Origin of the sequence: Robbsia andropogonis (genome assembly GCF_000970345.1) — a bacterium.
GTDB lineage: Bacteria > Pseudomonadota > Gammaproteobacteria > Burkholderiales > Burkholderiaceae > Robbsia > Robbsia andropogonis.
The window spans coordinates 232376-244313 of the sequence record NZ_LAQU01000005.1; the positions used below are offsets into that span (position 1 = coordinate 232376).

Below are 11938 nucleotides of genomic sequence, written 5' to 3' on the forward strand. Positions count from 1 at the left end.
TCAAGAAACAGAGGAGGCACCAACGGCGCTGGAGAAACTGCGTATGACGCGCAAGGCGATCTGTAGTTCGTCGTCGGAGAATGCTTCGAGCAGGGAGGCACGCAACTGCGCAAGGTGTGCCTCGAGCTTGCCGGCGAGCCGCACCCCATTTTCCGTCAGCGACACGATTTTCGCACGTCCATCGGCCGGGTCGTCGTCACGTCGCGCCAACTGCTGCATGCAGAGCTGATCCAACAAACGTACCAGGGAGGGGCCTTCGATACCGAGTTCATGCGCCAGTGTCACCTGCCGCACGCCATCATTGCCGCGCCGCCCGATCAGTAATAACGGTAGTGCCGCCGCACTCGACAGACCAAACCCTGTCAATGCGCTGTCCGCGGTCTTGCGCCAGGCGCGCGCCGACAGCACCAGTTCACTGCTCAAGGCAAGGTGAACCTGTTGCTGCGGGGTAAGCGGCAGGGTGGTTTTTTTGGGCATGCCGGGAGTATAGCAATCGTTCGTTAGCAAACTAATGATATTTTCAACACAATATTGTTGTCGAATATAGGTTAATCGATAGCAAGCATTCGTCGGCTGGGTACGAGATGGCGAAGGAACGAGAGGGATGTCCTCAAAACGATTTAAGCGTTTGCCAAATTCAAACGGGAAACGCGAAATCTTTCGGCAGAACGGCTAATTCGACGGCAAAAAACGGTAATTCGCCCTGAAACGCGCCATGCAATACGAGGGCAATGTTACGCTGACGGTGATACGTAATGAACGACGACGGCTGACATTGCGAAGGGGGAGGACGTGCGGAATCAAGCAAGGAACATCCTGAAGCAGCACAGAATAGCCGATAAGAGCGATGGGAATGCAGAAGCGCTCGGGTCCGGCAATCCCTCTTCAGTCCAATTAATGCAAGTCATCCGCGATTTCAGTTTTTCCATCGGTACACGACTATCAGGGATGCAGAGGGATATTGAATGCCTTGTTGCAGGCCAGGAGCATTTATCCAAAAAACTGGATGAAAGCAATATACGACTGGAAAATCAGATCAATACGGTCGAGTCAAGGTTAAGCGGACGAATTGATTCGGTCGAGTCAAGGTTAAGCGAACACATTGATACGGTCGAATCAAAGGTAGGCAAGCGCATTGATACGGTCGAGACGAAATTAGGCGCTCGAATGGATGGTGTCGAGACCCGGTTAGGTACGCGAATCGACGATCTGGACGAGGACATAAAGTGTCATAAACGGCTGGTCCTTATCGCAACGGGGGGCTGGGTATGATCGTGGCGCTCATGGCGAGCGCATAACCCATTTTTGACGTATTACTTCGGTTGGGTGTCTTGCGCGTGGCTACCTGGCCGCGATGGTTACTTGAACTGAGATATGGCGTGGATGACGATGGGTGTTCAAATTGTCATTGAGAAGGGTATGTGAACGAAACGGCCGGGACAAGCCGGCCGCCGACACTGCTTTCAAGCCAACAGCATATCCTTAAGCAGATACTTATGCCCACTCGGCGTGGAAGCTGCCTGGCTTATCGGTTCGTTCAAACGTATGCGCCCCGAAGAAATCCCGCTGCGCCTGCACGAGGTTCGCCGGGACGGTCTCAGAGCGATAACCGTCGTAGTAAGCAATGGCCGATGCGAAGGCTGGAACCGGCACGCCTGCCTGCACGGCGGTGGACACGACGTCTCGCAGCGCTTGCTGATACTGGTCGGCGATGTCTTTGAAATACGGGTCCAATAGCAAATTCGCCAGCTTGCCATCGTGCGTATAGGCGTCCGTGATTTTTTGTAGGAAGCGTGCGCGAATAATGCAACCCGCGCGGAAGATCTTGGCGATGGTGCCGTAATCCAGATCCCACTTGTATTCATCGGAGGCAGCACGCAATTGCGCGAAACCTTGCGCATAGGAGACGATCTTGCTCAGGTACAGCGCGCGGCGCACGGATTCGATAAAAGCCGTCTTGTCGCTCGATAGCGGTTTCTTGGCAGGGCCAGTCAATGTCTTTGCCGCCGCGACGCGCTCGGTCTTCAGAGACGACAACACGCGCGCGAAGACCGCTTCGGTGATAAGCGGGAGCGGTGCGCCCAGGTCAAGCGCATTTTGGCTTGTCCATTTTCCGGTGCCTTTTTGCGCGGCACGGTCCAGAATCATGTCCACAAGATAGTTGCCGGTTTCGTCGTCTTTCTTCTGGAAGATCTTTGTTGTGATGTCGATCAGGTAGCTGTCCAACTCGCCCTGATTCCACTCGACATACACCTTGCCCAATTCCTCGTTCGACAGGCCGACCACTTGTTTGAGTACCCAGTAGCTTTCGGCGATCAACTGCATGTCGCCATATTCGATGCCGTTATGGACCATTTTGACGAAATGGCCGGCACCGTTCGGACCCATATAGGCAACGCACGGGTCGCCATTTGGCGCCTTTGCGGAGATTTCGGTCAAAATCGGGGCAACCAGATCATATGCCTCGCGTTGTCCCCCCGGCATGATCGACGGACCTTTCAAAGCGCCTTCTTCGCCACCCGATACGCCGGTGCCGATGAAGTGCAGCCCCGATTTCGCCAACGTTTCGTTGCGACGAATGGTGTCGGTGAAGTGGGTGTTACCGCCGTCGATAAGGATATCGCCTGGTTCCAGCAAGGGGCGAAGCGAGTCGATCGTGGCATCGGTACCCGCGCCGGCTTTGACCATCAGCAAGATACGGCGCGGCTTTTCCAGGGACTCGACGAATTCTTCCAGGGAGTAGGCAGGTACCAGCTTGCGATCCGGATATTCCTTGATCAGTTCATCGGTCTTTTCCCGGCTGCGGTTGTACACCGAGACCGCGTGTCCACGGCTTTCGATGTTCAGCGCCAGATTGCGGCCCATTACCGCTAGACCGACTACACCGATGGATTGTTTGCTCATCTTCCTCTCCCAGGGAGCGATATTGCCAAAAATGGGTTATACCGGGTCGCCTATTACAGCACCAAGTATCTCTAAAATCTAAAAACGCCGAATGTGATGCGGCGTGCACTGCATTCCCGATAGTGTGCCGAGCGCCGTTGCATGCGCCCCACCAGCGGCGTATGTCGCGCCAAGACCGCCGGTGGCGTGAATCGACGACGAACACACACAAGCAGCGGAAATGATTCGCCAAGTCTTAACAGTAGTTTACTTCAGATACGCACTTCCAGCCGAGCGGTGCTCTGAAACCGGATTGGGTTCATGGTGACCAGTCAGATTCGGATGCGTCTGATGGCGTTCTCGCGCACGCGTTCCTATAGTACCGCTCAGCGAGCCGTGAGCCCGTGCCACGATCCGTGGTACACGGTCGATCGCGGCGGCAGTCGAGACGATCGGTGGAACCTGACCGCGACCTTGGAGAATATGTGCGACCAGACGGCGAAAAGGGTCCGGCGAAATCCGGTGCGGCAGAGACAGGTGATGGTCAGTCCGGGGACGGCGATAGCCGCGGTGCAAACGATGACGTCACCGTGGTGCCTTTCGCCAACCGACGGAGGGCAATCCGAATCGCCGCCTGGCTGATACCGGCATTCGCGCTGATGGGAGCATTGATAATCGGATGGTTGTGGTCGTCCGGAAAGGCATTGGAATACGGTGGTAACTCATCGACCGGACCGGGAGGCGGCATTGGAACGTTATCCACCGCACAGGCCGAGCACGCGGCGGGCAGCGTCGACGTGGGGCCGATTCGCGCCACCGGGATCATCCTGCCCAGCAAGTCGGTGGAAGTCGGCACGCAGCAGACCGGGCAGTTGCGTTCGCTGTTCGTCGAACCTGGTGACGCGGTAACGAAAGGGCAGCTTCTCGCCGAAATCGATCCGGATCTCACCCAAAACGATGTCGAAGGCAAGGCTGCCGCGGTCGAGCAGGTGCAAGCTGAACTGCACGCGGCGCAGGCGGACCTGACGCTGGCACAACGACAAAAGTCACGCGCCAAGATGCTGATACTGAATGATGCGATGGCGCGCCGAGAGTATGAAAGGGCGGAAGCCGATCTGGCCCGAGCCCTTGCGCGCGTGGATGGTGGCCGGGCAGCCGTCCGGGTTGCGCAGATGGCGCACCGGGTTGCGCTGAAAAATCTCGAACAGACGCGCTTGCGGGCCCCGATCGACGGCACTGTCGTCAGAATACTGATCAAGGAAGGCCAAATGGTGGTTGGCGCGCAAACGGCACAGGTTGTGCTCGAAGTCGCGAATCTTCGAACCATGACGGTTGAGGCGCGGGTGGCGGAGGCGGATGTACCGCATATCCATGCAGGGCAAAAAGTGTCATTTTCCATTCTGGCGGATGCCGATCAACAATGGCATAGCACGCTGCGGCGCATTGATCCGGACGCAATACAGAAAGCGGACACGGCAAAAGCAATTTATTACCGCGCTTTGTTCGACGTTGATAACGCTGATGGCCGACTGCGGCCGATGATGACGGCTGAAGTCATCATCGGCGCGCAGGATCGGCAAGCAGTCGGAAACGGTAGCGCGGCGCTTTCCACACAATCTGCAAATGGAGTAACGCGTTGATGCTGCCCGGTCGTCCGTTGCTTAGGATGTCCGACGTCTCCAAGCACTATCCTAAAAGCGACAGTGCGCCCGCGGCGACAGTGCTGCGGGACATCACATTGACGGTGCATGCGGGTGAGTGGCTTGCGATCGTCGGGCCGTCGGGCTCAGGCAAGTCTACGTTGATGCATTTGCTCGGGTGCCTGGACCGGCCGACCGGCGGCGTGTATCGCGTCGATGCCCGTCTCGTCGAGGGGCGATCGGCGGCACGTGACCCGTCTCCATCTCGTACGCCGGAGCAAGGAGCGGACTGTCTGAAGCGCAAGCGGTTCCGCGATATCGATACGGATGCGCCATTCACGAACGGCACGCCCTCGCGCGACGATCGCACATACGACGTCGCCGAAATGACGCCTCGGCAAATGGCCGGATTGCGGCGCGACACGTTCGGCTTCATTTTTCAGCGTTATCATCTGCTCGACTACCTTGACGCTGCGGACAATGTGGCCTTGCCCGCAAGTTATCAGGGCGACGGACGCGCCCACCGCACCGCGCGCCGCAAGCAGGCGGCAACGTTGCTAACGGCGGTCGGATTGGGGGAACACGCGGCACACCTCCCGGCCGCATTGTCCGGTGGCCAGCAACAGCGGGTCAGTCTGGCGCGTGCCTTGATGAACGGCGCTGATGTCATCCTGGCCGATGAACCAACAGGTGCCTTGGACAGCGCGAGCGGCCGTGACGTATTGGCCCTCTTGCGCCGCCTCCATGCACAGGGGCGTACGGTGATCGTCGTTACCCACTCCCAGGAAGTCGCCGAGGCAGCACAGCGGATTATCACGATGCGCGACGGCCGGATTGTCTCGGATTGCGTGAATCCGCACTATCATGCCGTGATCGAACGTCCGGAGACGGCCCTGCCGGAGCGCGGCGTCGCCTGCCCCTGGCGGTCGAAAGCCCGTCACGCACCACGGCATCGAACGCGTCGTCTCGATCGGGCGGGAGAACATCTCGCCGCCGCATGGCGGATTTTGTGGCGTCATCGTATGCGCACATTGCTGATGATCATCAGCGTGATGATGGGGATCGCCGCCGTCGTGCTGATGTTGGCCGTGGGTGCCGGCGCCCGCAACAAGCAATTGGAGGAAATTCGCAGCTACGGTGTCGATGCGACCTACGTGATGCCAGGTGCCAGCGCCTCGGATAGCCGTAGGACCGCCATCGAAACGCTGACGAAAAACGATGCGGACGCACTTCGCCTGCTGCCGGACGTGGTTGGCGTGTCGGCGATGTCCACATTTTCGGGGGAGGTCGTACGCGGAGCGACCAAGATTGACGCAACCGTGTATGGGGTCGACGCGGATTATTTCGATGCCAGTGTACGGCGCTTCCGCGACGGGCGAATGTTTGGCAGTGGTGCCATCTCGAAGCAATCCGCCGTCGCCGTCATCGACGCGCAGGGTTACCAGACCTTGTTTCCGCAGGGGGGGCCGGCCATCGGCCAGCGTATCCTCGTGGCAAAAGTACCCGTCACAATCATCGGCATACTCGAGGACGAGGACAATGGCATCCCCGGCAATGGCCTGGAACTTTACATGCCGATAACGGCAGTGCAAGGGCGCTTGAACGGGCGCTGGCATGCGGATTTCCTGCGGCTCAGTCTACGGCCCGGCGTGTCTGTGGATGCGGCGGAAGCGGCGATTTCGGCGACGTTGCTTGCCCGCCATCGGCGCAAGGACTTCCATCTGATGTCATTCACCAAATACATCGAAATCCAAAAGCGCACGGCGCGCACGATGGGCATCGTGATGCTGGTATCGGCCGCCATCGCCTTGAGCATTGGTGGCATCGGCGTGATGAACATGATGCTGGTTGCCGTACGTGAACGGGTGGCGGAAATCGGCATTCGACTTGCTGTCGGCGCCGCGCGCGCGGACATTGCCCGTCAATTCTTATTGGAAGCGCTGCTGATTTGCCTGATCGGCGGAGTGGCCGGCGTCGGGTTGTCGCTGGCGGTCGCATCGATCATGCCATGGGCAGCACCCAGTTTGCCACTGCAGCCTACTGCGACGTCTTTGATCGGTGCTTGTTTGGGATCGATCGTCATCGGCATTACCTTTGGTTTGCTGCCCGCGCGCCAAGCCGCGAGGATGGACCCTATTGCAGCACTGACACACGGCTGAGATCTCGCCGATGCGTGCGAAGGAAATAAGATGAAGCATTTGCAGAGGCCGGGCAGTGGCCAGACGTATCGAGGTCATTGGCGAGGCGCCTTGCTGCAAGGAGGGATGTCGCTTCTGTTGATCAGCGGCGGTAGTGCGACGGCAGCGTCGGATCGAAGGGGGGGCGCCGTAGCGGTCGCCGACCTGCCGTCCGTCGCCGCAGCGGTTTCCGTTGATGCGATTTTCGCTTCGGTGCCTTCCGCCGTGCCGACCCTGACGCTTGCCGTGCCCGATGAATTGGCTTCACCCGACGCCGTTGCGTGCGGAACGCTTCCTGCCCAGCTCGCGTGGCGCGACATCATTGGCGACCCGGGACTGGATGCGGCAATCGACAGGGCATTGCAAGGTAACCTCGAAATAAGGGAAAAAACGGCGTTGTTGCAGGAGACGCAAGCGCGGAGCCGCGTTGCCGGTACGATGCGCGGGCCACAAGGCCACGCCGCGGTCGAGGCGGACCATCGGAGGATGACGGGCGCCGACGAGCGATTGGGTGAACGGCGCGCTTCGGGTTTTTACGGTCGGTTGTCTTTTTCTCAGGACCTCGATGTATGGGGGCGATTACGCGATAGGCAACGCGCGGCCGAATTACAGCAAGCGGCAGCGCAATTTCACGTCGCAGACGCGCGCCGACGTGTCATTGCATCGGTCACGACGGCATATTGGACCGTCGCGTATCTTACGGAAAAGCGCTTGGCGTTCCAAGTGGTGCAGAATAGTGTCGATACCCGCGTGGACATCATGCGTGCGCGCTATCGTTACGGCGATGCCCGTCTCGATGACTATCGCGAGGCCAGTGCGGAACGGGACGCCGTGCGTCTCGAAAGCGTGGCCATCGACGCTCACTTGGCCGCGACGGCGCTGGAATTGGCGCGTCTGACCGGAGAGGCACCAGGTTCCGACGCTGCGGTCGATCCGATCACGCAACGTCCTAGGGGATTGCCGACGGATTATCGATTTGCGCACGACACACATCTCCCCGCCACCGCAGGATCTTTCGTTGCCGGACTGCCTCACCGGCTGCCGGACGTTCCGGGCAAGCTGGATGCGGCCCAATTGCAATGTCGTGCCGATATTCGCGCCGAAGCCTCGGTGCTGTCCGCCTTTGCCGCCGAAGCCGCCGCGGTTCGGAAAGATTGGTATCCGCGTCTCGAATTGACCGCGGGACTGAATGCGGCAAGCCCGAGCTTGCTGTCCTTGGTTAACGCACCGATGGCGATGCTGGCTGCTGCGATCCGCTTGCCGTTCTTGAACCCCGGGCAGCGGCACCGGACGGCGGAAGCCGAGGCACAGTACGCGGTGGCGGAAACGCGTTACCTGAAGCAATGGCAGACCGCGCTTGGCGACGTTGCCGATGCGTTGGTGGGACGACAACGGGCCCTTGCACAAGTGGACTTGCAGCGGGATCGTCTGGCGGACATGGTCCGCGCCGAACAGCTTGCCGAGCAACGATATCGGGCAGGCGAGATCGCAGCCGCGGAGTGGTTGTCCAAACGCGAGCAGCAGGCTCGTGTCGCCATCGACTTACTCGCTGCACGCCGAGACCATGCTATCAGCGTCATGCACGTGTTTCAGGCGCTCGGTACGGACGCTTAACGTCGATCCGGTTTTGATACCATGCGCAAGCCACTGGCAATACCCCCCACCAACGCGAACACGGCGCCCCAGACGATGGACAACAGCGGGCCATGGTGTCCGGACAGACCGAAGCTTAGCGCTACAAGGGCGGAGCCCGAGGATTGCCCGAGCAAGCGCGATGTGCCCACCACGCCGCTTGCGCTGCTGGCCCGTTCCGGCGGCGCGCTCGACATGAATGCCTTCAGGTTTGGCGACTGAAAAAAACCGAAGCCGATACCACAGCAGGCCATCCGGATGCCGATGCCGATCGACGAGACATCCGTTGGCATCCATACCAGCGACATCATCGACACACTCATCACGATCAAGCCGATGCCGCCAAGAATGGCGGGTGGCAAACGATCGGATAGCCGGCCGGCGAAAGGGGCGATGGCGGCGACGCAGACGGACCAAGGCGTCATGAGAAAGCCCGTCTGGATTTGATCGCGGCCCAGGGTCGTCTCAAAATAGAACGGCAAGGAAACGAACGCGAGTCCTTGTACGGAGAAAGCGCATAGCGCCGTGGCGGCCGACAGGGAGAAGACCGGGCGGCGGAAAAGGTCGGTCGGGAACATCGGTGCTGGATGGTCTGCTTCACGCTTGATCAGTAACATCATTGACGTAATACCAATCGCCGCGGATGCCAGCACGACCAGCAACGATGCTTGCTGAGAAAATTCGATAAAAGCGAAAACGATCGCGCCGAAACCGACTCCGTTCATGACCGCCGCGACAGGATCGAAATGAACGCTGCGAGGCGGGGGTTTCGGCAAATACGGCACGGCAAGCGCGACGGCGGCCAGGCCAATCGGTACATTCAGTGCAAATAACCAAGGCCAGTTGCTGACCGACAGGACCAGCGAGGCGACCGTCGGTCCGATCGCCATCGACGAGCCGGCGACCAGCGCGTTCAGTCCAACCCCGCGTCCGAGACGATGCGGTGGGTAAATGAAGCGGATCAATGCGATGTTCACCGTCATCATCGCGCCACCGCCTAGTCCTTGAACGATGCGCGATAGAGTAAGTGCGCCGAGCGATGGGGAAATCGCGCAGCACAGCGAGGCAACCGTGAAGATCACCAATCCAGACAGAAAAACGCGCTTCAGTCCAAGTTTGTCCGCAAGGGCCGCAAGTGGCAGCATCGTCGAGACCATTGCCAATTGATAGGCATTGATGATCCAGACCGATTCCGCCGGCATCACGTGCAGGTCGCGTGCCATCGATGGCAATGCGGTATTGGCGATGGCCGTGTCCAGGCAAGCCAACCCCAGTCCGGTCATCAAGGCACCCATGGCCTTCCGTTTTTCGGGTGTCAAGGTGGACTGCTGTCTGGCAACGTCGGCGTCAGGTGGTATGTTTTCGCTTTTCCAGCCCGCCTTGGGCTTAGGAGCGCCCGTGGCGGCCCGTACCGTGGCGGGCCCCGCTACGTCGGGCGCGACAGGGCAGGAGGAAATACCGTTGGCCTGCGAAGGCGTGCCCGACGAAGCGTGAGCAGCCGATGCGCCTGATATGCGGTCGTCGGACATGAACCTACGGCAAACGTACAAATTTGTCAGACATCTATTTTGCCACGTCACCTGTCCGACGTCAGGGTTTCCCGCGAAAGTTGCCTTGTCGCGTGGTCTGCCCGTTGCGTTCGACACGAAGGGCAATGAATGGCGGCATAATGCGACGCTGAATCGGGGCAAGCAGGTCGCGTGTGGCCGCGGGAGGATGACGGATGAAAAACAGCGGGAAGGGGGCGGCGCAAGTCGCGTTGCAGGCAGGCGGGAGCGGGCGATCGGCCGGGGAAGGCGCGCCGATAGTGATTGTGGGCGCGGGGCTGGCCGGGTTGACCGTCGCGTTGAGCGTGGTTGAGCAAGATCCACATTGCCGGGTCACGATACTGGCGAAGCGACATGCCATGGAATGTGCGAGCGATCGCGCCCAGGGCGGAATCGCCGCGGTCCTCGATACAACGGACAGTATTGACGATCACGTTCGCGATACCTTGGTCGCCGGTGCGGGCGTCTGCGATGAACCGGCGGTTCGCGCCATCGTCGCCGCGGGCCGGGGGGCGATCGACTGGCTGATCGCGCAAGACGTCGCATTCACGCCGGATCAGGATGCGCAGCTGGGTTATCACCTGACGCGTGAGGGAGGGCACTCGCACCGGCGCATTATCCATGCGGCGGATGCTACTGGTCATGCCGTGCTCAGTGCGGTTCACGCTCGGGCACGCGCGCATGCCCGCATCGATTTTCTAGAGGAGCATCAGGCCATCGACCTGATCGTCAGCGCGACGGCAACGCGCCGATGTACCGGCGTCGCGGTGCTCGATCTACGCAGTGGCCATTGTCATATGCTGCAGGCGCAAGCGGTGGTGATTGCAACCGGTGGGGCTGGGCAGGTCTATCCGCACACGTCGAATCCCGTGACCGCGACCGGCGACGGTATCGCGATGGCCGCGCGTGCCGGCTGTCGAATCGCCAATCTCGAATTCGTTCAGTTCCATCCTACGTGCCTCTACGAGCCGCCTGGGGAGAAAGGCTCGACAAGCACTGAAGGCGGTCTCCACAAGGTCGCAGCGCAGCGCGAATGGACGTTCCTTATTTCGGAAGCGGTGCGCGGAGAAGGGGGCATTCTCACACGGCCACACGATGGTTATCGCTTCATGCCGGCGCTGGATGCACGCGCCGAACTGGCACCGCGCGATATCGTGGCGCGAGCGATCACCAGAGAAATGCTGCAGCATGGCCTGGATTACGTGCATCTGGATATCAGCCACCGGCCTGCCGATTTTCTGGAAGCGCACTTTCCGACGATTCTCGCGCATTGCCTGACACGTGGCATCGATATTCGACGAGCGCCGATTCCGGTTGTCCCGGCAGCGCACTATACGTGTGGCGGCGTGGTGACGGACATCGCCGGACGAACGGATCTCGCCGGGTTGTTTGTTGTTGGCGAAGCCGGTTGCACCGGTTTGCATGGTGCAAACCGGCTTGCAAGTAACTCGCTGCTGGAATGCGTTGTAATTGGTCGTAACGCGGCGGCGGCGTTGCAGGCCGATGGGTTAATGGAGAAGACCGTCCGAGGAACGGATGCGGCCGCGACCATGTCATCGTCGTTTCCGGCGCCATCGCCCGACCCGGGTGATATTGAAAGTTTGCCGGATGCCATCGCGACGCACCCGGCGATCCAGGCTAGCGATAGGTTTGCCGGTGCCGTCGTGGGTGCCCCATCGGCGGCGTGTGACCCGGCTGTCGTGCGCACCGCCTTGCGTGCGCTCATGTGGCAAGCTGCCGGCATTCAGCGCGATGGAGACAGCTTGATGGCCGCGCAAAGGCAAATCGCGGCATGGCGAGCGGCCATTGGTAATGCGGGCACGGTAACGGATATCCAGCGGCGGCAGGTACGAGCGAGGGGCGAATGCGCGGAACGTGTACCCTTGGCGCTTACGGCGGCCTGGATCGACCTCCGTAACTTGCTGCACATTGCGGGATTGATCGTCGACGGCGCGTTGCAACGCGCCGAAAGCCGCGGTGCGCATTATCGTTTCGACGCCCCGCACACCTGGCCGAAGGGTTTACCGACGGTCTTGACGAGCCCATGTGCCTGAATTGA

General features: G+C 60.1%; 8 protein-coding genes. 5 read left to right on the plus strand and 3 right to left on the minus strand.

The genetic code is table 11. The features are described from left to right. Positions 1 to 477: a MarR family winged helix-turn-helix transcriptional regulator gene (locus tag WM40_RS07370; protein WP_046152535.1), complete on the minus strand. Its 477-nt coding sequence runs from the start codon at positions 475 to 477 to the stop codon at positions 1 to 3. A gap of 315 nt (positions 478 to 792) precedes the next feature. Between WM40_RS07370 and WM40_RS07375 the strand changes: the two genes are divergently transcribed. Next, on the plus strand, positions 793 to 1272 hold the full coding sequence (locus WM40_RS07375; protein ID WP_051504585.1) for a hypothetical protein: 480 nt from the start codon (positions 793 to 795) through the stop codon (positions 1270 to 1272). A 222-nt stretch (positions 1273 to 1494) separates the two neighbouring features. On the opposite strand, the gene gndA is transcribed toward WM40_RS07375, so the two are convergent. Continuing rightward, a complete protein-coding gene (gene gndA / locus WM40_RS07380; protein ID WP_024904427.1) occupies positions 1495 to 2904 on the minus strand; it encodes an NADP-dependent phosphogluconate dehydrogenase in 1410 nt (469 codons plus the stop codon). A 434-nt stretch (positions 2905 to 3338) separates the two neighbouring features. On the opposite strand from gndA, the gene WM40_RS07385 reads away from it, so the two are divergent. Genes WM40_RS07385 through WM40_RS07395 form a run of 3 tightly spaced genes read left to right on the plus strand, consistent with a single transcriptional unit; the run spans position 3339 to position 8314 of the window. After that, positions 3339 to 4523 carry an efflux RND transporter periplasmic adaptor subunit gene (locus WM40_RS07385; protein WP_052738217.1) on the plus strand — a complete coding sequence of 395 codons (1185 nt, stop codon included), beginning with the start codon at positions 3339 to 3341 and terminating at the stop codon, positions 4521 to 4523. Between the two features lie 26 nt (positions 4524 to 4549). Beyond that, entirely contained in the window at positions 4550 to 6682 is a 2133-nt protein-coding gene (locus WM40_RS32245) for an ABC transporter permease (RefSeq protein WP_176025996.1), read from the plus strand. Positions 6683 to 6712: 30 nt separating this feature from the next. Further along, positions 6713 to 8314 carry a TolC family protein gene (locus WM40_RS07395; RefSeq protein WP_082102491.1) on the plus strand — a complete coding sequence of 534 codons (1602 nt, stop codon included), beginning with the start codon at positions 6713 to 6715 and terminating at the stop codon, positions 8312 to 8314. Here WM40_RS07395 and WM40_RS07400 read toward each other — a convergent pair. Next, positions 8311 to 9861, minus strand: coding sequence for an MFS transporter (locus WM40_RS07400; RefSeq protein ID WP_157685101.1), 1551 nt, complete (start codon positions 9859 to 9861; stop codon positions 8311 to 8313). The two genes, WM40_RS07395 and WM40_RS07400, sit on opposite strands and share 4 nt — an antisense overlap. A gap of 194 nt (positions 9862 to 10055) precedes the next feature. Here WM40_RS07400 and nadB point away from each other — a divergent pair, with 194 nt between their 5' ends. Next, the gene (gene nadB / locus WM40_RS07405) at positions 10056 to 11933 is read left to right on the plus strand and encodes an L-aspartate oxidase (RefSeq protein ID WP_082102492.1); all 1878 of its coding nucleotides are present in this window, start codon (positions 10056 to 10058) and stop codon (positions 11931 to 11933) included. The last annotated feature ends 5 nt before the right edge of the window (positions 11934 to 11938 follow it).

Excerpts from the sequence above, each read along its gene's own strand:
- WM40_RS07370 (WP_046152535.1), bottom strand. The coding sequence starts at position 477 with ATGCCCAAAAAAACCACCCTGCCGCTTACCCCGCAGCAACAGGTTCAC.
- gndA (WP_024904427.1), bottom strand. The coding sequence starts at position 2,904 with ATGAGCAAACAATCCATCGGTGTAGTCGGTCTAGCGGTAATGGGCCGC.
- WM40_RS32245 (WP_176025996.1), top strand. The coding sequence starts at position 4,550 with ATGTCCGACGTCTCCAAGCACTATCCTAAAAGCGACAGTGCGCCCGCG.
- WM40_RS07395 (WP_082102491.1), top strand. The coding sequence starts at position 6,713 with ATGAAGCATTTGCAGAGGCCGGGCAGTGGCCAGACGTATCGAGGTCAT.
- WM40_RS07400 (WP_157685101.1), bottom strand. The coding sequence starts at position 9,861 with ATGTCCGACGACCGCATATCAGGCGCATCGGCTGCTCACGCTTCGTCG.
- nadB (WP_082102492.1), top strand. The coding sequence starts at position 10,056 with ATGAAAAACAGCGGGAAGGGGGCGGCGCAAGTCGCGTTGCAGGCAGGC.